The sequence below is a fragment of the Bacillus sp. FJAT-28004 genome, assembly GCF_001280845.1.
Taxonomy (GTDB): domain Bacteria; phylum Bacillota; class Bacilli; order Paenibacillales; family Paenibacillaceae; genus Pristimantibacillus.
Map to the genome: position 1 here is coordinate 1,940,088 of NZ_LGHP01000001.1, position 19,757 is coordinate 1,959,844.

A 19,757-nucleotide genomic window follows, 5' to 3' on the forward strand; every position below is an offset into this window, starting at 1 on the left:
CATATTAGTACCTGCCTCCTCATATGGTGATACGAATGGACAAACGACAACGTATCAGCATATGAAGGAGGCTGGTTTATATGGTTTTCTCGATTCGGAGATGGACGAGCCGTATTTTCTTTATTTTTGTTTTTGTTGTTCTGCTTTTTGTCGTCACTGGTGGCTATCGCTGGCTTGCCGACGCGATTTCTCCTATACATCCTTATCGCGAGCCTAAAGGGCATGCAATGAAGGTTTTTGTGACGGATCCCAATTCGCCTGACAGTAAAGATGCTGCCGATCGGCTTCGCTGGTTTTATTGGTACGGCGAGTAATGGATTGTTAAGGTTGTGCAGATAAACGATTACAAGCAGGATTAATAGAGTCGAATGTTGAATATTTTTGTAGAAAAGCATGTTAGAATGGTGTCTTATGTGAAAGGAAGTCCAATGAAGGCTCATTTAAATCGTTACATTCAATATTTGCGGGTAGAACGAGGTTTGTCAGCAAATACGCTCTCTTCCTATGAGCGGGATTTGAATCAATTTATTACTTATGTGAATCAGCAAGGATTGAGCGAGATTACTGCTGTGCAGCGTCATCACATGTCAAGGTATATGCTCCATTTGAAGGAACAGGGCAGAAAGGTCGCTACGTTATCAAGGCATATCGTTTCGGTTCGAGCATTTTTTCATTATTTGCTTGCCGAGGGCGTTATTCCGAATAACCCTTCGATCTATATCGAGGCACCCAAACAGGAGAAGAAGCCGCCAAGCATATTAAGTGTGGCTGTCACGAATACTCTGCTTGAGACGCCTAACAGCTCAAGTGCTTCCGGTAAACGCGATAAAGCGATGTTGGAGCTTATTTATGCAACCGGAATTAGAGTATCAGAGCTTGTGTCACTTAATGTTGAGCATGTTAATATGCAGCTTGAGTTTATACAATGCATCGGCACTGGACAGAAGGAAAGGCTTGTTCCTTTTGGAAAATTAGCCTCAGATGCGATATTAGAATATTTACAATCGGGCCGAGATGAATTGTTGACAGAAAGATCGTCTGAATCGGCGTTGTTTCTAAACCATCTAGGGACACGTTTGACAAGACAAGGATTTTGGAAGACGATAAAGAAGTACGCGAAGGAAGCTGGGATTGAAGAAGAGATTACGCCTCATACCCTTAGACATTCCGTAGCAGCACATTTACTCGATAATGGCGCGGATATTCGATCTGTTCAGGAATTGCTCGGACATGCGGATATATCATCTACGCTCAAGTATACACAAGTGTCCAAAGTGCGTATGAAAGAAGTTTATTCTCGAGCTCATCCGCGTGCTTAACGGGATCGACGTCGATAAATCCCAATTACAGAGGAGGAAGTCATACATATGAGATTTAATCGAATTACAGTAATCGTACTGGATAGCGTTGGAATCGGTGAGCTGCCAGATGCTGAGGCATTCGGTGATCTAGGCTCACACACGCTTGGCCATATCATAGAGAGAGCTCCGTTAACGCAGCTTCCAAATCTCAGAAGATGGGGGCTTGATCGTATAGCGAATATCCATGATTGGAGTCCATCTTCTGAAGCGCCTGCAGCTTATTATGGTAAAATGGCCGAGGTGTCGGTTGGCAAAGATACGATGACTGGTCACTGGGAGCTTATGGGACTAGAGATGACGGTGCCATTTCAAACATTCCCAAATGGTTTTCCGCCTGAGCTGCTTATTCCTTTCGAAGAGAGAACGGGGCGTAAAGTCATTGGCAACAAGCCAGCGAGCGGCACAGATATTCTCGATGAGCTAGGTGCCGAGCAAATGGAAACTGGTGCATGGATAGTGTATACATCAGCTGACAGTGTTTTTCAAATTGCTGCGCATGAGGATGTCATTCCTTTGGAAGAACTATATCGCGCTTGTGAAATAGCAAGAGAACTGACAATGGACGAGCGTTTCACGGTAGGACGCGTTATTGCAAGGCCGTATATTGGCGAGCCGGGAGCTTTCAAACGCACGCCTAATCGTCATGATTACGCAGTGAAGCCTCCGCAGCCAACGGTATTGAATGCTATGAAAGATGCTGGTTTTGATTCCATTGCAATCGGGAAAATAAACGATATTTTTGACGGAGAGGGCATTACGGCTTCTACACCGACAAAAAGCAATGCGGACGGCATCGAAAAAACAATCGAGCAGCTGAAACAGCCTTTTAAAGGACTGCTGTTCACGAACCTTGTTGATTTTGATTCGCTATACGGACATCGCCGTGATCCAATTGGTTATGCATCGGCTTTGGAAGAGTTCGATCGCGCCATTCCTTTGCTTGAACAGCAGCTTGGCGAGCGAGACTTGCTTATTGTGACAGCGGACCATGGGAATGACCCTGTACATCCAGGTACAGACCATACTCGTGAATACGTACCGATATTGATCGTGAGTCCTGCTTTTATTGAACCAGGACCACTCCAAATACGTTCAACGTTCTCAGATCTTGGAGCAACAATTGCCGATAATTTTGGAGTTGTGGCACCGCCTAACGGAACTAGCTTCCTATCTGAGCTTGTCACAAGTGAACAAGAGTAATTTTTTTTTAGAATAGATACCAATCGTTTTATGAACATACCTTTAGGAGGAAATAGGATGACTACAATTACATCAGCAGGACTAACAGCAGCGAACATTAAGGAAGCAGCAAAATATATCGAGGCTCAAACAGAGCAAAGACCGGAAATTGGATTAATTATGGGCTCGGGACTTGGTGTGCTTGGCGACTATTTGGAGAATGCAGTTACGATTCAATATCATGATATCCCACATTTCCCAATTTCCACTGTCGAAGGACATGCGGGTGAGCTGTTGATTGGAACACTTTCAGGCAAAACGGTATTGTTGATGCGCGGACGTTTTCACATGTACGAAGGATACGGACCGGAACTAACGGCGTTTCCTGTTCGTGTCATGAAGGCGCTTGGGGTGAAAACATTGCTTGTTACAAATGCAGCAGGCGGCATCAATCTGGATTATGAAGCGGGCAACCTGATGTTAATTTCTGACCATTTAAATATGACTGGCAAAAATCCATTGATCGGTCCAAATGACAATGAGCTAGGCGTAAGATTCCCAGACATGTCAGAAGCATATAGCAAGCGTCTGCGTACAGTAGCACGCGATATTGCCACAGCTCAAGGTTTTACACTACGTGAAGGTGTATATGCAGGTCTGCTAGGACCAACTTATGAGACACCTGCAGAAATTCGAATGCTGCGTGTTCTTGGAGCCGACGCTGTCGGAATGTCGACTGTTGCCGAGGTCATAGCAGCACGTCATTCAGGGATTGAAGTCATTGGAATATCGTGTATTAGCAATATGGCAGCGGGTATTTTGGATCAACCGTTGTCGCATGCTGAAGTTATGGAAACGACGGAACGTGTCAAGTCCCAATTTTTGGGTCTTGTTAACGCATTAATTGCGCAAATCTAACAATTTCGTAACACAATTGTAATATTTTCGTCGACTCATTATGACAGTGTTTTTTTTATGATTCGTCGTATAATGTCCATGATTAAAGACAGATGGAGTGGACAATGACATGGACAAGCAAGTTCTCACGCAGATGGAGCAGTTACGTAAAAAGATGATTGAAGCAGCTCTATTGAATGAAAGCCTTCAGCACTTGGACGTGCTTGTACTAAGCCAAACTTTAGATGAGATTATCGTCCAGGTGCAAAGGGAGCGACGTGCATTATATAACTAATCAACAACGTAATGGTGAATGGAGAGAGACAAATGCGGTCGGTAGATCTTATTCAGAAGAAAAGAGATGGCGGCGAGCTGACCGCTTCGGAGCTGACTTTTTTAATTGACGGATATTCTCGTGGTGATATTCCGGATTATCAGTTATCAGCATGGGCGATGGCTGTTTTTTTTCGTGGGATGACCTCAAGAGAAACAGCTGCGCTTACGCTTGCGATGGCTAATTCAGGTGATCAGGTTGATCTTGGTCCTATTAGCGGAATTAAAGTAGACAAACATAGCACAGGAGGCGTGGGGGATAAAACAACTTTGATCCTTGCGCCATTAGTTGCATCAGTAGGCATTCCTGTTGCCAAAATGTCCGGTCGTGGCTTAGGTCATACCGGCGGCACCATTGATAAGCTTGAATCCATCGAAGGCTTCCGTACCGAGCTCTCACGCGAGAAGTTCATGACGCAGGTGAACGATATCGGGTTAGCGGTTATCGGGCAAAGCGGAAATCTTGCGCCAGCGGACAAGAAGCTTTACGCACTGCGTGATGTTACCGCTACAGTAGAGTCGATACCACTTATTGCGAGTTCCGTGATGAGCAAGAAAATTGCTGCAGGCGCTGATGCGATTGTGCTTGATGTGAAAACCGGCAGCGGAGCATTTATGAAAACGTTGGAGCACTCAGAGCAATTGGCACGAGCAATGGTAGATATCGGGACAGAGGTCGGTCGAAATACGACTGCTGTTATAAGCGACATGGATCAGCCTCTCGGCTTTGCAATCGGAAATGCTTTAGAAGTACAAGAATCAATTGAAACGCTCAAAGGAAACGGCCCAGAGGATCTTACAGAGCTTTGCTTGACACTAGGGGCGCATATGGTCGTATTGGGTGGTAAATCCGATTCTGTAGAGGATGCGAAGCAGCTGCTGCGTAATCAGATCGCAAGCGGAGCTGCGCTTGAGAAGTTCAAAGCGTTTATTACTGCGCAGGGTGGAGACGCTTCAATTGTTGACGATAATGCCAAGCTTCCACAAGCACCTGAAATTATTGAAGTAAAAGCTGAAGATTCAGGCTTTGTCAATGCAATTGAAGCCGAACAGCTGGGTCTTGCTGCTATGCTCCTTGGTGCCGGAAGAGCAACATACGATGCAGAAATTGATTATGCGGTTGGGGTCACGCTTCGCAAAAAAATTGGCGATCCGGTTAATGCGGGTGAAACGCTTGCCCTGCTGCATGTCCGTGAATCAAATGAATCCGCGCTTGCTGTTGCTGACCGGGTAAGGAATGCATATACGATTTCTTCAGAGAAGCCGCAGTCGCGTGCACTATTACTATCCGTCATAACTGCTGAAGGCATAACTCGGTATAATTAAAAAATATATTATGAAATCCGTCCCGAAATTAGGGGCGGATTTTTTTGCTTTGCAATTAACTCTAGCTGATGGAATAATTTCCAACTTAAGAGTCAACACTAAAAAGAGAAATATAAGCGAATTGTGCAGCAAACTTTTTGCTTCTCAAAACTAAGCGTATGCTTACGAAGCAAGTTTTGCTTCTCAAAACTAAGCGTATGCTTATGAAGCAAGTTTTGCTTCACAAAACTTTAACAGGAGGAGATTTAGTTGGTAAATCGTACTATCAAGTTCTGTATACTCATTCTTGCATTTGCGCTTGTGCTGCCGACAGCCGCTTTTGCCGCTGTGGAGCCAACACCAGCTCCCGGTCCGACCCCTGCGCCACAAAGTCAAGCCTCTAACGCGAATTTGGCACCTTCAGCTCGTTCTGCCATTCTTATGGATGCAGATAGCGGGACGGTTATTTACGAAAAAAACAGTCATGATAAGCTTCCGCCTGCAAGCATTACCAAAATAATGACGCTGTTGCTCATTATGGAGGCTCTTGATGACGGCAAGATTAAATTAACAGACAAGGTACAAACAAGCGAATACGCAGCTTCTATGGGCGGATCCCAAATTTTTCTTGAGCCGGGAGAGGAAATGACCGTTGAAGATATGATCAAAGGCATAGCACTTGCCTCCGGCAATGATGCATCCGTGGCAATGGCTGAGAAGCTCGCTGGTACAGAACAGCAATTCGTTACGATGATGAACGAGAGGGCTCAGCAGCTAGGCATGAACGATACGCAGTTTTCCAATCCAAACGGCTTGCCTGTAGTCAATCATTATTCTTCGGCACATGATATTGCGGTTATGTCTCGGGAGCTGTTAAAGCATTCTGAAGTCACTAAATATACAGGGCTTTACCAGGATTATTTGCGGAAGACGTCTGTGAAGCCTTTTTGGCTCGTAAATACGAATAAGCTAGTACGTTTTTATAGTGGAGCCGACGGTTTAAAGACTGGCTTTACGAGTGAAGCGAAATATTGTCTATCGGCTACAGCAAGGCGCGATAATATGCGTGTAATTGCTGTTGTAATGGGAGAGCCGGATACGAAGACTAGAAATGCTGAAGTCTCTCAAATGTTCGATTATACATTCGCACAATATATGAATCACTCGATTATCAAAGAAGGAGAGTCGATGGGAACGCTGAAAATCGAGAAGGGAACCGCTCCTGAGCTCCCGCTTGTAGCTAAGCATGCGTACAGCGTACTTCTTAAAAAAGGCAGTCCAACAAAAGATATTCGTTATGAACTGAAAATTGATGGCCCGCTTAAGGCGCCGGTTCAAATTGGCCAGCAGATAGGTAAACTTGTTGTCTATCAAGGTGATCAAGTGCTCAAAGAATTTGATGTGGATGCGCCGCTGTCAATCGAACGGGCAGGCTGGTGGAGATTGTTGAAGCGTTCCTTCTCTGGTCTATTTACTTAACGCAGACATAAACTTTATGTCTGATAACGACTCGTATTTTGTCATCTGTTAGCGGTATGCTTCTAGTTTTGTCGGCATGCAGGAATCGTGAAGCATTTTGGAGAATTGCTAGTTCTATCTCGGCAAGTGTAAACGTCTGAATCTGACTCATCGAAGATCAGTCCATGTTTTACGGTGAAATGTAAGGAAGGCATACAGGTAAGGCCTATTCTTTCTTAAAATATAAGCAAGTATATCAATTTCTCATACTTGTCTTATATTTCACCGTCAAAGCTGCATCAGCGTCTGAAAGACGCCGAAGGCGTTTTTGCTTGTGTTTGAAAAAACCTAGAGGAGATGAACAGCATAATGAGTCTGCAAGCAGAATTGGAGCAATACCGCAATGTGCTGATCGTAAGGCTTCGGGGCGAGTTGGATCACCATACAGCCGATGTCGTACGCTTTAAGATGGAAGAGGCCCTTCTCCGCGGCAACAGCGATCATATCATTCTTAGCTTGAAGGAGCTGCAATTCATGGACAGCTCTGGTCTCGGTGTCATATTGGGCCGATACAAGCAGGTGAAGAGCAAGGGCGGCAAAATGGTCGTCTGTGATGTGAATCCAAATGTTCATCGCTTATTCGAAATGTCGGGCCTGTTCAAAATACTGACGATTCATGAAAACGAACGTACCGCAATTTCCAGTTTGGAGGTGGTGTCATGAACGGTTCCAATGAAATGACGCTTTCCTTCAGCGCCCGATCGGAAAACGAAGCCTTTGCACGAATCGCGGTAGCTGCATTTGTGTCACAGCTGGATCCGACGCTCGAGGAGCTGAATGATTTGAAGACTGCTGTGTCTGAGGCTGTTACTAATGCGATCATACATGGCTACGTGAACGATCCCTCCTGTCAGGTCAAAATAGAGGCGAGAATCGAAGGAGATTCAGTATCTATTACGGTGTCGGATAATGGCCTTGGCATTGAAGATTTGGAGCTTGCTCGTCAGCCGCTTTACACGTCGAAGCCTGAACTGGAACGCTCTGGTATGGGCTTTACGATTATGGAAAACTTTATGGATCGTTTTGAGGTTTCAAGTCAGGTAGACGGTGGCACATGCGTAACAATGCTGAAACGAATTGAATCGAAAAAAGCGCTCTACAATTAGCGTATAGGGGTTGAACCTCATGGATGTCAATCTAAAGCAGACGGCCCAGCCATACTTGGATGACGCGGAAGTGAAGCGGCTTATTGCGTTAAGTCAATCCGGCGATACGCTTGCAAGAGATACACTCGTACAGTGTAATATTCGGCTCGTTTGGTCAGTCGTGCAGCGGTTCATCAATCGTGGTTATGAGCCCGATGATTTGTTCCAAATCGGCTGCATCGGTTTACTTAAATCAGTAGACAAATTCGACTTGTCCTATGATGTTAAGTTTTCAACCTATGCTGTACCTATGATCATTGGGGAAATCCAACGGTTTTTACGCGATGATGGTACGTTGAAAGTTAGCAGATCCCTCAAGGAAACAGCCAATAAGGTGCGCAAAATGAAGGATGAGCTTTCCAAAACATTAGGTCGATTGCCCACCATCAGTGAGGTTGCAGAGCGGCTGGGCATCACCCCAGAGGATGTCGTGTTCGCCCAAGAAGCGAATAAACCGCCAACGTCCATACACGAAACCGTGTTTGAAAATGATGGGGACCCTATCACACTGATGGACCAAATAGCCGATGAATCTCAAGATCGATGGTTTGACAAGCTAGCGCTTGTGGAAGCCATTGAAGGTCTAAGCGAGCGTGAACGATTAATTGTGTACTTGCGGTATTACCGCGACAAAACGCAATCCGAAGTAGCAAGCAGGCTGGGAATATCACAGGTGCAGGTATCACGACTTGAGAAAAAAATATTGCAGTCCATCCGAGACCAAATCGCCCTTTAAGGCGGTTTGGTTTTTTTCTATTTTTTACCTCTATTTGCATGAGTATCCGAATCGTCCTTTTATCATACTAAAAGGGAAACATACACCAACATATCAGCAGAAGGGAAGTTGACAAATGGAAAAGCCCAACCATTCGGTCCTCTATCTGCGTCTGAAAAAACGGATTTATACGAAACCGAATCAACGCGTCTCCTTGGGTCAAGCAGCAAGGCTGCTAGCAAAGGACGATATGCTTGAGAATCGCCTGAAGGACCTTGTTCTCTACGAGCACAAGAAGGCGGACGGCAATCGCGTCGTTATAGACTTACTGCAAATTGTCAAAGCCATACGAGAGCTTGAGCCGGGCTTAACGGTTGAAGCCTATGGAGATCCTCAGGTTCTTGTCATGGTGGCGGAGAAGCCCGTTAAGCCGCGTATTGCTGTGCTTATTTTTGCATGGCTGCTTCTGTTTTTTGGAGCGGGACTTGCTATTATGAACTTTCATACGGACGTCAGTATGAAGGAGGTTCATATTCGAATTGTTGAGTTGATAACGGGGAAACGGACGGAGCATCCACTGTGGTTTCAAATTCCGTATTCGCTCGGCATCGGTCTTGGAATGGTGTTGTTTTTCAACCATTTATTCCGTAAACGATTCAATGAGGAGCCTAACCCGCTTGAGGTTGAGCTCTATATGTATCAAGAAAATGTAAATGCCTATGTCATCGCCGACGAAATGCGTAAAAAATCGGATTACGATCAGACACAGGATAACAAGCATGATTAATGCTGCGGCCAATATTTTTATTGCTCTGCTCGGCTTAGCAGGCGGACTTGCTGTAGGCAGTGGATTGGTGGCCTTGCTCATCGTCCTTGATCTTATTCCACGACTTGCTCAGGTTGCTAATGCTTACCGGATGTCGGTGTGGTTTGAGACAGCCGTCATATGCGGATCGTTGTACTGGACCTTTGCTGATTTTATGAGCTGGAAGCTTTCACTGCCCTCCGGATTATTTTTGAGTGTGACAGGTTTAATCGATGGCATGTTTGTCGGAATGCTCGCAGCTGCCTTAACTGAGGTAATGAATGTTCTCCCTATTTTGGCAAAAAGAATGAACTTATCTGCTTACATGATCAGTCTCGTCATGGCGATGGTTCTTGGGAAAACGTTGGGCTCGTTGTTCGATTGGTTAGTATTTCAATGGTGATTCAGTCAGGATGGAGTGAGCGAAGATGAAAGACAATGAAAATTATTATGACAAAGATAACGAAGAAAATGGAGGGTCTCCATTTTTAGAAATCAACAACGATCAGCAGCAAGAGGAATCGGGAGTTACGGGAAATAAAGCATCATTCGTTAGTGGTAATAAAAAAAATAATATTAGCACAGCTGTTTCAAATAGCAACGGCAACAATGACATAACGCCGATTCCTAGCGATTTGGATGAGGTTCTGACGAGATTGGAAAATGAGATCGGTTATAAAGTAAGCTTTGATGTTGTAGTGAGAGAGATGACGTTTGGTGAGAAGCGCACAGCAATGTTATCGCTGAACGGTTTGGTTAAGGATACTTTGCTGTCAGATGTACTCAAGCGATTAACATATCTCCAACCCGAGGATTTGTCTACTCACGCCTTTCATTCCTTCCTTGATTTGTATGTTCCTGCTGCGCAGGTAATAAAGGAAGATGATTGGAATAATATGCTGACGTGCGTATTATCGGGTGTAACGGCTTTGTTTATTGATGGTGAATCTAGTGTTCTCATGATTGATGCAAAGGCTTTCCCCGCAAGAGGACCAGAGGAACCGTCGCTTGAGAAAGTCGTACGCGGCAGCAGGGATGGTTTCGTGGAAACGTTGATGGTCAACATATCGCTTGTTCGCAGACGACTGCGTGATCCCCAGCTTCGGTATGAAATTATGCGGGTGGGTGATCGGACACAAACTGACGTTTGTATCGCTTATATTGACGATATTGTGGACAAGGAGCTGCTTAAGTCCGTTAAAGATAAAATCTCAATGGTGAAAATAGACGGGCTGCCGCTTGCTGACAAGCAGCTTGAGGAGTCCACAGTAAAAAGGGGCTGGAATCCATTCCCACTCGTCCGATATTCAGAGAGGCCCGATACGGTGGCTGCACATCTGCTGGAGGGATCTGTAGCTGTATTCGTTGATACTTCGCCAAGTGTAATGACGCTACCGACTACTTATACCGATCTGATGCAGCATGCAGAGGAGAATCGACAAACACCATTTATCGGAACCTATTTGCGATGGGTGCGATTTATAGGTATTTTTGCATCGTTGTTTATGCTGCCGTTATGGCTGTTGTTTGTTATGCATCCTGAGATGAAGCCGTTGGCGCTTGATTTTATTGGACCGAATAAAACAGGCAAGCTCCCGCTAGTCGTACAATTTCTACTTGCTGAGATTGGCGTGGATTTGCTGAGGATGGCTTCGGTCCATACGCCGACCTCGCTTGCAACGGCTATGTCGTTAGTCGCGGCGATTCTCATTGGCGATATTGCAGTTAAGACTGGCGTCTTTATTAATGAGGTTATTTTGTATATGGCGATTTCAGCGATTGGCATGTTTGCAACACCAAGCTATGAGCTGGGGCTTGCGAACCGTATTGTACGCCTCGTGCTAATTATCGCGGTGGCTGCCTTCAGTGTGCCGGGTTTCGTCATTGCGACGACGGCCATCCTGCTGATGCTGGTCGTAGAGCGCTCGTTCAACCGCCCATATATGTGGCCAATTATTCCGTTTGATATTCACGCGCTTTGGAGTATTATTATCCGTCAGCCAGTCCTTTACAATCGAACACGTCCAAACATTTTGAAGCCGCAGCAGTCAAACAAGCTGCCAGATACAGAGTAAATTCATAAAATGCAAATGAAATGTGGATTTATCCATTTCGAAATACGGGTAGGTTGCGTTATACTAATCGTATTAATGCAAATTCTATCCGTTCTATCTGCAAGCAGATAGAAGAAAGCTGAGGGGAAATTATGTACCTGCATGGAACTAGTAAAATTAACGACAAAGGACATTTGGAAATTGGCGGTTGTGATGTAGCTGATTTGGCTGCACAATTCGGTACGCCACTATATATTGTGGATGAGGCTCTTGTTCGTAAACGTGCAAGCGAGTATGTTGAAGCTTTCAAAGCATCAGGACTTAGATTTCAAGTCGCTTACGCAAGCAAAGCGTTCAGTGTAATGGCAATGTGTGCGATTGCTGAGCAAGAAGGGCTGTCGCTGGATGTTGTATCCGACGGTGAGCTTTACACAGCTATGCAAGCAGGCTTCCCTGCAGAACGCATTCATTTCCACGGAAACAACAAAACGCCTGAAGAAATCAACATGGCGCTTGATGCTGGCATCGGCTGCTTCGTTGTTGACAATTTCATGGAGCTTCAGCTTCTGAATGCACTTGCTGGCGATAAAGGCAAGAAAGTAAATATCCTGCTTCGTATTACACCAGGTGTTGAAGCACATACGCATGACTATATTTCAACTGGCCAGACGGATTCGAAGTTTGGGTTTGACCTTGGTAACGGCGCTGCGAAACAAGCGATTCAAGAAGCTCTTGCTTTGCCTAACCTTATTATTTTGGGCGTTCATTCACATATTGGATCGCAAATTTTTGAAGTTGAAGGCTTCCGTATGGCTGTAGATAAGGTTGCTGATTTTGCGGTTGCGATTCGCGATGAACTTAACCTTACGTTCAAGGTAATCAATCTTGGCGGTGGCTTCGGTATTCGTTATGTTGAAGGCGACACTCCTTTGCCAATCAGTGAATATGTAGCAGCAATTACAGGTGCAATTATTTCGAAGTTTACGAATGCCGAGTTCCCGTTGCCTGAGATTTGGGTAGAGCCAGGCCGTAGTATGGTTGGCGATGCAGGAACAACATTGTATACAGTAGGTACAAGCAAAAATATTCCAGGCGTACGTAAATACATTGCGGTAGACGGTGGTATGACGGACAACCCTCGCCCAGCGCTTTACCAATCCAAATATGAAGCAGTGCTTGCTAATCGTGCGAATGAAGCTGCTGAAGAAACGGTTTCTATCGCAGGCAAATGCTGCGAAAGCGGCGACATGCTAATTTGGGATTTGGAATTGCCTAAAGCAAAAAATGGCGACTTACTTGCTGTTTTCTGTACGGGTGCTTATAATTATGCAATGGCGAGCAACTACAACCGCATTCGTCGTCCGGCTGTCGTATTCGTTAAAGATGGTCAGGCAGACCTTGCAGTTAAGCGTGAATCGCTTGAAAATATCGTATGCAATGACGTCATTCCGGCTAGACTTCAAAAATCATCGCTTGCGAAATAAGAGCGAAATTGGTAACGTAGTCTTATTCGGATAAAAGAAAGGTAGATGCAGCAATGGCTAAACAAGCAAAAATCACACTAGCAAACGGCGGAGAGGTACTAATCGATCTATTCGACCAAGATGCTCCAAACACAGTAGCAAACTTTGAGAAGCTTGCTAATGATGGCTTTTACAATGGGCTTACATTCCACCGCGTTATCCCAGGTTTCGTAGCACAAGGCGGATGTCCAAGCGGAACAGGTACAGGCGGTCCTGGTTACCAAATCAATTGTGAAATCAACCCTAATAAGCATGAGCGCGGTTCACTTGCAATGGCACATGCTGGTCGCAATACAGGCGGCAGCCAATTCTATATCGGTTATGCTCCACAACCGCATTTGGATGGCGGACATACTGTTTTTGGCAAGGTTTCAAAAGGTATGGAGTTTGTTGATGCTTTCAAAGGCGGAGACAAAATGGAAAAGGTTGAAGTTGAAACGATTTAATGTTAAGATACTAACTATAATATTGTAAGTGCAGCAATCCTTCGGGGTAGGTGAAATTCCTAACCGGCGGTGATCGAGAAGGCACAGAATATCGGATAACCGAATTTCTGTGCCCCTCGTCAGTCCGTGACCCGTCTAAACGGCATTATATCCGAATGAATTCGGATATAATACGATTAGAACGGTGGACCTGGTGAAACTCCGGGACCGACAGTACAGTCTGGATGGGAGAAGGGGATGCTTCGACAGCTACAATTTACTGCTTATTTGTATGTGTTTTATTTCACATGCAAAATAGGTGTGTTTATTTGGCGTATTTTACAAACCATTTTCGCAGATTTTGCGATTAACGATAACGTCGGAATTCAAAGCCGACAACGTCGATCGGTTTTGTCGTAGTTCTCGATTTATCTTTCATCACCCCTGTCGGATCGTATGCCGATGGGGGTGTTTTTTGTTCATGGACATTTTAAATGACGAATATTATATGGGGTTAGCGCTAGAAATGGCTGCAAAAGCTTCAGGCCAAACCGGAATTAATCCTGTTGTCGGCTGTGTAGTCGTAAAGGATGGAACAATTGTCGGAATTGGCACTCATCTAAAGCGAGGAACCGGTCATGCTGAAGTGCATGCTCTTCAGATGGCGGGAGATGCGGCTGAAGGAGCTACCGTTTATGTAACGTTAGAGCCATGCAGTCATTTTGGAAAGACACCGCCATGCTGTGAAAGAATTATCGATGCGAAGGCTGCTAGGGTTGTAGTCGCAAGTGGCGACCCCAATCCAGCAGTGTCAGGTCGAGGCATTGCAAGGCTTCGTGAAGAAGGAATCGATGTTACGGTTGGTGTATTCGAGCAAAAATCGCAACAAATGAATGAAAAATTTAATAAGTACATTACGACACGCCTTCCATTCGTTACTTTAAAAACCGCAAGTACGCTAGATGGTAAAATTGCTTCCCATACAGGTGATAGCCGCTGGGTTACAGGTGCAATTGCTCGTGAGCAGGTTCATACGCTCCGTCATCAGCATGAGGCCATTATGGTTGGCATAGGAACTTTGCTTGCAGATGATCCGCTGCTCAACACGAGGGCATCTGTCCCGGCCATTAATCCGATTCGCATCATCGTGGATTCAACGCTGCGGTTACCAACTAGTGCAAGGGTTGTAACGGATCGCTCGATAAGAACGATCGTTTTAACTTCTAGCCAAGCAAGCACGGAAAATCGTCAAGCGCTTGAAGCAGCGGGAATTGAGGTCATCACATGCGGAACAGAAGCGAGAGTAGATCTCACTGACGCGATGAAAAAGCTGGGTGAGCTCGAGATCGGTTCAATTTTACTTGAGGGCGGCGGGCAATTAAACGGCGCAATGTTAGAGGCAGGTCTTATCGATAAAATCATGCTTTATTATGCGACCAAGATTATCGGCGGAATTGATGCGCCAGGTACATTTACTTTCGCTGGATTCGACAAAATGGCTGATGCTATTTCATTGGATCGTGTAAGTGTAGAGATGGCGGGCGAGGACATTTGTGTCTCTGGATATCCTGTTTATTAAAATGAGACTGAAAGTTGCTTCAACATCAGAGTGAAATTTTATGTTGTTTTGAAGTAGGTTCGCTGCATTAGCGGATCTTTGAGGAGGAAGCCCCATGTTTACCGGATTAGTGGAAGAAGTGGGAAAGATGAAAGGAATCACGAAGCAGGGCGAAGCAATGAGGTTAGTAATCGGAGCTGCTCGAGTGACGGATGGCGTTATGCTTGGTGATAGTATATCGGTAAACGGTGTATGTTTAACGGTTACGTCGTTTGATGGAGCATCATTTGCTGCTGATGTGATGCCTGAGACTTATCGCAAGTCTAATCTTCATCAGCTTCGTGCTGGCGAACAGGTGAATTTAGAAAGAGCGATGCAAGCTGGCGGGCGCTTTGGCGGACATATTGTTCAAGGCCATGTCGATGGAACAGGCAAAATCATTTCGCGAGAAACGGATGCCAATGCTGTTGTTTATAAAATCCATATCGACGACGCAGACATGCTGCGTTATGTGATTCCAAAAGGCTCGATTACGATTGATGGCATTAGTCTTACTGTAGTGGATACATCGTCACATTCCTTTTCCGTATCGATCATTCCACACACATTAGGCGAAACGGCCTTACAGCATAAGCGTGCAGGCGATACCGTAAATATCGAGTGTGATGTCATCGGCAAGTATGTTGATCACCTGCTTCATTTCAAGCAACCTGAAGCGGCATCAGCCAAGTCCAAGCTCACCACATCATTCCTTATGGAAAATGGTTTTTTGTAAGTCGATGTGAAAATAGGTTAGCTTTCTTAACTTACTAGTAAGTTCTCAATTTAACGGTAAAACCTCCTGTTAGTTTAGTTCTAATCAGCTCTAGATTCCATTTAACAGGAAATACTCCATGTAAATTGGACAGAAACATCACATTTTCGAATAATGTGCTGAATTAACATGATAAATTCCAGCTAATTAAAGAATAAACGGCTAATCAAGCGAATTAGATGGAGTTTTTCCATTTAACTATGGAGCGCAAGACGTAAGTGGTCTAATACTAGTGTAAGCAGGTATTTGCTTTGGTGCTGGAGGGTTTGGGGGGGTTCGAAAAGCTTTAGGTTGGAAATGGCCTTTGAAGATGAAGTTAAACCCAACTAACAGGTATTTAGTTTTATGTAACTACTGAACTACCTACTAGGCCACTCAAACAGTAAGCGTGTCCCCCAGGGACGAAAGCGATCCTAAACCAAAGTTAGCACACAACCACCTTAGTAATGCCTACGTTAGTCCAGTTGCAGGTGTCCAGAGGACGCAGTCCTTGGGGCCCTCCCTTGGAAGGGAGGGTTTGGGTGGGTTCGAAAGGTTTTAAGGTTGGAAATGGCCTTTGAAGATGAGGTGAAACCCAACTAACAGGTAAGTAGTTTTTATGTAACTACTGAACTAACTAATGAACTAACTAATAGGCCGCTCAAACCGTAAGCGTGTCCCACAGGGACGAAAGCGATCCTAAACCAAAGTTAACACACAACCACCTGAGTAATGCCTACGTTAGTCCAATTGCAGGTGTCCAGAGGACGCAGTCCTTGGGGCCCTCCCTTGGAAGGGAGGGTTTGGGTGGGTTCGAAAAGCTTTAAGGTTGGAAATGGCCTTTAAGGTTGGTAGTAACCTTTAAGGTTTGAAGTGGCCTTTAAGGTTTGAAGTAGCCTTTAAGGTTGTAGTAGCCTTTAAACTTTAAAATTCCTTTGAAGGTTAGGTAGAAGCCTTATAAAGGTTTGGTTGTCACAAAGGAGGGAAACCCACATGGAACAAACAGATAAAAAACCATTTGATTTGATTGAAGAAGCACTTGCTGATCTTAAGCTAGGCAAGCCGATTATTGTCGTGGATGACGAGGATCGGGAAAATGAAGGTGACCTTATTGCGCTTGCGGATACAATGACGCCTGAGGTTATTAATTTTATGATTACGGAAGCTAGAGGTCTAGTGTGTGTTCCGATTACACAAGAGCGAGCAGACCAGCTTGATCTTCCGCCAATGGTTACGCATAATACCGATTATCATGGTACGGCATTTACTGTATCGGTTGATTATATTGGAACAACGACGGGAATTTCCGCATTTGAGCGTTCGGAAACCGTTAAAGCGCTTATTGATCCAACGACAAAAGCAGCAGATTTCCGCAGGCCTGGTCATATTTTCCCCTTAATTGCAAGACCTGGAGGCGTACTCCGTCGTGCAGGACATACAGAAGCGGCAATAGATCTTGCGGTCATGTGCGGCTCAGCGCCTGCTGCGGCTATTTGCGAAATTATTAACGAAGACGGCACGATGTCTCGTTTACCAGATTTGCTAGCCTTCAAAAAAAAGCACAATCTGAAACTCATCACCATTCAAGAGCTTATTCAATATCGCAATGAGAAGGAAAAGCTTGTTGAGCGTGCGGTTGATGTGAAGCTGCCGACTGATTTTGGTACTTTCCGTGCGATTGCCTATACGAATTTAGTTGATAATAAAGAGCATATCGCACTCGTAAAAGGCGACATCGATCCTGAGCGTCCACTGCTTGTGCGAGTTCACTCTGAATGCTTAACAGGCGATGTTTTCCATTCTCATCGTTGCGACTGCGGACCGCAGCTAGAGGCTGCGCTTAAACAGATCGAAGAAGCAGGCAGCGGCGTATTGCTTTATATGCGTCAAGAAGGTAGAGGCATTGGTCTGATTAACAAATTGAAGGCTTATGCACTGCAAGAAGAAGGTTTTGATACGGTAGATGCTAATTTAAAGCTTGGCTTTCCGGCTGATTTGCGCGATTATGGTATAGGCGCGCAAATTTTGAAAGATCTTGGCGTACGCCAAATGCGTTTGATGACGAACAATCCAAGAAAAATTAAAGGTCTTGAAGGCTACGGACTAGAAGTTGTAGAGCGTATTCCTATACAAATGGAGTTAAAGGAAGATAATAAAAGTTATCTCCGCACAAAGAAATCCAAGCTTGGTCATTTACTTAGCTTTGAAGATATTGACTACATCATTTAAAATAATGGAAGGAAGATGAAAAATGACACGAATTTATGAGGGACATTTAGTATCAGAAGGTTTAAAATATGGAGTAGTAGTAGGACGTTTTAATGAGTTTATTTCAAGCAAGCTGCTTGGAGGCGCACTCGATGCTTTCAAACGTCATGGCGCACAAGATTCGGATGTTGAGGTAGCATGGGTACCAGGAGCATTTGAAATTCCTTTGATTGCCCAAAAAATGGCGGAAAGCGGAAAGTATGATGCTGTAATTACGCTTGGCGCTGTTATTCGTGGTTCAACTCCGCATTTCGATTTTGTTTGCAACGAAGCAGCTAAAGGCGTTGCGGCAATCGCTTTGAAGACGGGTATACCGACAATTTTCGGGGTATTGACAGTTGACTCGATCGAACAGGCTATAGAGCGTGCAGGCACGAAAGCTGGCAACAAAGGTTATGAGGCTGCTACAAGCGCGATTGAAATGGCGAATCTAACCAAACAATTGCAAGGCTAAGCAGCGAAGATAAGGCTAGGCGGGAGGAAATGTAAGTGTCAGTGCTTTATAAGCTGGATTCTTTTGAGGGGCCGCTAGATCTACTGCTTCACTTGATCGACAAGGCTGAGATCGATATCCATGAGGTGTCTATCAGTGAGATTACGATTCAATACATGGATTACCTGCATGCGATGAAGGAGCTCGAGCTTGAGGTCACGAGTGAGTTTTTAGTTATGGCGGCAACCCTCTTGGCGATAAAGAGCAAGCAGCTACTTCCAAAGCCGCCTATATTTGAGGAAGACTATGAGGATTGGCCGGATGATGGATTGGATCCACGAGATGAGCTCATCCAGAAGCTCGTAGAATACCGGAAATTCAAGCAAATTGCCGAGCAGCTGCGCGAGAAGGAATTCGAGCGCAGTCTTGTCTATTCAAGGGAACCAGAGGATATGACGCCATTTTTGAAGGAAGAGATTGTAAATCCGGTTGAGGGACTACACTTGTCGGATCTCATTAATGCCTTTCAAAAAGCGCTGCGACGCGCTTCAAGACGTAATGTTGTTGCGACCATACATCGTGATGAAATTTCCGTTAAGGATCGAATACGGGACATTGTCGAAGTGCTGAAGCAATTTGAAACGGTTCGTTTTTCACGGCTTATTCGAGAGAATATGGACAGGCATGAAATCGTGGTTACTTTTCTAGCGATTCTGGAGTTAATGAAAATGAAGCATATTCGTTGTTTTCAGCATCAGTTATTTGACGACATCGTCATTCATTGGAGAGGAGAGTCGTCGCAAATTGGATTATCCGAAGTTGAAGACAATTATTGAGGGTCTGCTGTTTATGGCAGGTGATGAGGGTCTTACGAAGCGACAGCTCGCAGATATTTTGGAGCTGGATGCCGAACTGGCCTCTGATCTGGTTTATGATTTGCAACGGGATTTGGAGCGCGAGGGGCGCGGTATTCAAATCGCAGAAGTAGCAGCTTCATATCGGCTGACGACTCATTTGGAGCATGCACCTTATTTTGAGCGCATGGCTTACACTCCTACGAGATCACAGCTATCACAAGCCGCACTAGAAACGCTTTCTATCGTCGCATATCGCCAGCCGATAACGAGAATATCGATAGAAGAGATTCGGGGCGTAAAGAGTGATAGAGCGATACAATCGCTTGTATCGAAGGATTTAATCGAAGAGGTTGGTCGCGCCGAGCAGATTGGTAGACCCATCTTGTATGGAACAACGAAATCATTTTTAGATTATTTTGGATTGCCTTCTATAAAAGAATTGCCAGAACCAGGCAGCGTTGATATCGATGATGCCCTGGAGGAACAAACTCAGCTGCTATTCGAACGTTTGGATGGCAAGCAGATGACAATTGAAGAAATAAAAGAATGAGATTTGGCCGCCGGGTCATACTATATTCAACCCATATT

21 protein-coding genes and 1 riboswitch are annotated in these 19,757 nt (G+C 44.9%); all 21 genes read left to right on the forward strand.

Annotated elements, in window-relative coordinates; genetic code table 11:
- Window positions 1-80 precede the first annotated feature (80 nt).
- The 21 genes from AC787_RS08125 to scpB all read left to right on the forward strand — a co-directional run bounded on the left by AC787_RS08125 (window position 81) and on the right by scpB (window position 19,719).
- Window positions 81-314, forward strand: coding sequence for a DUF4227 family protein (locus AC787_RS08125; RefSeq protein WP_054024318.1), 234 nt, complete (start codon window positions 81-83; stop codon window positions 312-314).
- A gap of 54 nt (window positions 315-368) precedes the next feature.
- Window positions 369-1,319, forward strand: a complete 951-nt coding sequence (gene xerD / locus AC787_RS08130; protein WP_321166108.1) for a site-specific tyrosine recombinase XerD — start codon at window positions 369-371, stop codon at window positions 1,317-1,319.
- Between the two features lie 48 nt (window positions 1,320-1,367).
- The gene (gene deoB, locus AC787_RS08135; RefSeq protein ID WP_054024319.1) at window positions 1,368-2,561 is read left to right on the forward strand and encodes a phosphopentomutase; all 1,194 of its coding nucleotides are present in this window, start codon (window positions 1,368-1,370) and stop codon (window positions 2,559-2,561) included.
- Between the two features lie 57 nt (window positions 2,562-2,618).
- A complete protein-coding gene (locus tag AC787_RS08140) occupies window positions 2,619-3,458 on the forward strand; it encodes a purine-nucleoside phosphorylase (protein ID WP_054024320.1) in 840 nt (279 codons plus the stop codon).
- A gap of 109 nt (window positions 3,459-3,567) precedes the next feature.
- Window positions 3,568-3,732, forward strand: a complete 165-nt coding sequence (locus tag AC787_RS33120; RefSeq protein WP_082360674.1) for an aspartyl-phosphate phosphatase Spo0E family protein — start codon at window positions 3,568-3,570, stop codon at window positions 3,730-3,732.
- Between the two features lie 32 nt (window positions 3,733-3,764).
- Window positions 3,765-5,096 carry a pyrimidine-nucleoside phosphorylase gene (locus AC787_RS08145; RefSeq protein WP_054024321.1) on the forward strand — a complete coding sequence of 444 codons (1,332 nt, stop codon included), beginning with the start codon at window positions 3,765-3,767 and terminating at the stop codon, window positions 5,094-5,096.
- A gap of 249 nt (window positions 5,097-5,345) precedes the next feature.
- Complete coding sequence (locus AC787_RS08150) at window positions 5,346-6,554, forward strand: D-alanyl-D-alanine carboxypeptidase family protein (RefSeq protein ID WP_082360675.1); 1,209 nt, start codon at window positions 5,346-5,348, stop codon at window positions 6,552-6,554.
- 348 nt (window positions 6,555-6,902) lie between these two features.
- Window positions 6,903-7,256, forward strand: a complete 354-nt coding sequence (gene spoIIAA, locus AC787_RS08155) for an anti-sigma F factor antagonist (RefSeq protein ID WP_054024322.1) — start codon at window positions 6,903-6,905, stop codon at window positions 7,254-7,256.
- Entirely contained in the window at window positions 7,253-7,699 is a 447-nt protein-coding gene (gene spoIIAB, locus AC787_RS08160) for an anti-sigma F factor (RefSeq protein ID WP_054024323.1), read from the forward strand. The genes spoIIAA and spoIIAB overlap by 4 nt, the downstream gene beginning before the upstream one ends.
- Before the next feature lie 19 nt (window positions 7,700-7,718).
- Window positions 7,719-8,474, forward strand: a complete 756-nt coding sequence (sigF, locus tag AC787_RS08165) for an RNA polymerase sporulation sigma factor SigF (RefSeq protein WP_054024324.1) — start codon at window positions 7,719-7,721, stop codon at window positions 8,472-8,474.
- Between the two features lie 115 nt (window positions 8,475-8,589).
- Window positions 8,590-9,240, forward strand: coding sequence for a stage V sporulation protein AA (locus tag AC787_RS08170; RefSeq protein ID WP_054024325.1), 651 nt, complete (start codon window positions 8,590-8,592; stop codon window positions 9,238-9,240).
- Entirely contained in the window at window positions 9,233-9,661 is a 429-nt protein-coding gene (locus AC787_RS08175) for a stage V sporulation protein AB (protein WP_054024326.1), read from the forward strand. Before AC787_RS08170 ends, AC787_RS08175 begins: the two co-directional genes overlap by 8 nt.
- Before the next feature lie 25 nt (window positions 9,662-9,686).
- The gene (locus AC787_RS08180) at window positions 9,687-11,333 is read left to right on the forward strand and encodes a spore germination protein (protein ID WP_054024327.1); all 1,647 of its coding nucleotides are present in this window, start codon (window positions 9,687-9,689) and stop codon (window positions 11,331-11,333) included.
- A gap of 131 nt (window positions 11,334-11,464) precedes the next feature.
- A complete protein-coding gene (gene lysA / locus AC787_RS08185; protein WP_054024328.1) occupies window positions 11,465-12,796 on the forward strand; it encodes a diaminopimelate decarboxylase in 1,332 nt (443 codons plus the stop codon).
- Between the two features lie 53 nt (window positions 12,797-12,849).
- Window positions 12,850-13,281: a peptidylprolyl isomerase gene (locus AC787_RS08190; RefSeq protein WP_054024329.1), complete on the forward strand. Its 432-nt coding sequence runs from the start codon at window positions 12,850-12,852 to the stop codon at window positions 13,279-13,281.
- 33 nt (window positions 13,282-13,314) lie between these two features.
- A riboswitch (FMN riboswitch) is annotated at window positions 13,315-13,521 on the forward strand.
- 220 nt (window positions 13,522-13,741) lie between these two features.
- Window positions 13,742-14,839 (forward strand): bifunctional diaminohydroxyphosphoribosylaminopyrimidine deaminase/5-amino-6-(5-phosphoribosylamino)uracil reductase RibD, encoded by a 1,098-nt coding sequence (ribD, locus tag AC787_RS08195; protein ID WP_054024330.1) that lies wholly within the window; start codon window positions 13,742-13,744, stop codon window positions 14,837-14,839.
- A gap of 94 nt (window positions 14,840-14,933) precedes the next feature.
- Window positions 14,934-15,593 carry a riboflavin synthase gene (gene ribE / locus AC787_RS08200; protein ID WP_054024331.1) on the forward strand — a complete coding sequence of 220 codons (660 nt, stop codon included), beginning with the start codon at window positions 14,934-14,936 and terminating at the stop codon, window positions 15,591-15,593.
- A 1,011-nt stretch (window positions 15,594-16,604) separates the two neighbouring features.
- Window positions 16,605-17,840, forward strand: a complete 1,236-nt coding sequence (locus AC787_RS08205) for a bifunctional 3,4-dihydroxy-2-butanone-4-phosphate synthase/GTP cyclohydrolase II (protein WP_054024332.1) — start codon at window positions 16,605-16,607, stop codon at window positions 17,838-17,840.
- A 22-nt stretch (window positions 17,841-17,862) separates the two neighbouring features.
- Window positions 17,863-18,333, forward strand: coding sequence for a 6,7-dimethyl-8-ribityllumazine synthase (ribE, locus tag AC787_RS08210; protein WP_053376708.1), 471 nt, complete (start codon window positions 17,863-17,865; stop codon window positions 18,331-18,333).
- 35 nt (window positions 18,334-18,368) lie between these two features.
- Complete coding sequence (locus AC787_RS08215) at window positions 18,369-19,148, forward strand: segregation and condensation protein A (RefSeq protein WP_054024333.1); 780 nt, start codon at window positions 18,369-18,371, stop codon at window positions 19,146-19,148.
- Window positions 19,117-19,719 carry an SMC-Scp complex subunit ScpB gene (scpB, locus tag AC787_RS08220; RefSeq protein WP_054024334.1) on the forward strand — a complete coding sequence of 201 codons (603 nt, stop codon included), beginning with the start codon at window positions 19,117-19,119 and terminating at the stop codon, window positions 19,717-19,719. Before AC787_RS08215 ends, scpB begins: the two co-directional genes overlap by 32 nt.
- Window positions 19,720-19,757: the final 38 nt, after the last annotated feature.

Excerpts from the sequence above, each read along its gene's own strand:
- AC787_RS08180 (WP_054024327.1), top strand. The coding sequence starts at position 9,687 with ATGAAAGACAATGAAAATTATTATGACAAAGATAACGAAGAAAATGGA.
- lysA (WP_054024328.1), top strand. The coding sequence starts at position 11,465 with ATGTACCTGCATGGAACTAGTAAAATTAACGACAAAGGACATTTGGAA.
- AC787_RS08190 (WP_054024329.1), top strand. The coding sequence starts at position 12,850 with ATGGCTAAACAAGCAAAAATCACACTAGCAAACGGCGGAGAGGTACTA.
- spoIIAB (WP_054024323.1), top strand. The coding sequence starts at position 7,253 with ATGAACGGTTCCAATGAAATGACGCTTTCCTTCAGCGCCCGATCGGAA.
- AC787_RS08175 (WP_054024326.1), top strand. The coding sequence starts at position 9,233 with ATGATTAATGCTGCGGCCAATATTTTTATTGCTCTGCTCGGCTTAGCA.
- AC787_RS08145 (WP_054024321.1), top strand. The coding sequence starts at position 3,765 with ATGCGGTCGGTAGATCTTATTCAGAAGAAAAGAGATGGCGGCGAGCTG.
- ribD (WP_054024330.1), top strand. The coding sequence starts at position 13,742 with ATGGACATTTTAAATGACGAATATTATATGGGGTTAGCGCTAGAAATG.
- AC787_RS08125 (WP_054024318.1), top strand. The coding sequence starts at position 81 with ATGGTTTTCTCGATTCGGAGATGGACGAGCCGTATTTTCTTTATTTTT.
- AC787_RS33120 (WP_082360674.1), top strand. The coding sequence starts at position 3,568 with ATGGACAAGCAAGTTCTCACGCAGATGGAGCAGTTACGTAAAAAGATG.
- spoIIAA (WP_054024322.1), top strand. The coding sequence starts at position 6,903 with ATGAGTCTGCAAGCAGAATTGGAGCAATACCGCAATGTGCTGATCGTA.
- xerD (WP_321166108.1), top strand. The coding sequence starts at position 369 with ATGTTGAATATTTTTGTAGAAAAGCATGTTAGAATGGTGTCTTATGTG.
- ribE (WP_054024331.1), top strand. The coding sequence starts at position 14,934 with ATGTTTACCGGATTAGTGGAAGAAGTGGGAAAGATGAAAGGAATCACG.
- deoB (WP_054024319.1), top strand. The coding sequence starts at position 1,368 with ATGAGATTTAATCGAATTACAGTAATCGTACTGGATAGCGTTGGAATC.
- AC787_RS08170 (WP_054024325.1), top strand. The coding sequence starts at position 8,590 with ATGGAAAAGCCCAACCATTCGGTCCTCTATCTGCGTCTGAAAAAACGG.
- AC787_RS08205 (WP_054024332.1), top strand. The coding sequence starts at position 16,605 with ATGGAACAAACAGATAAAAAACCATTTGATTTGATTGAAGAAGCACTT.
- ribE (WP_053376708.1), top strand. The coding sequence starts at position 17,863 with ATGACACGAATTTATGAGGGACATTTAGTATCAGAAGGTTTAAAATAT.
- sigF (WP_054024324.1), top strand. The coding sequence starts at position 7,719 with ATGGATGTCAATCTAAAGCAGACGGCCCAGCCATACTTGGATGACGCG.
- AC787_RS08140 (WP_054024320.1), top strand. The coding sequence starts at position 2,619 with ATGACTACAATTACATCAGCAGGACTAACAGCAGCGAACATTAAGGAA.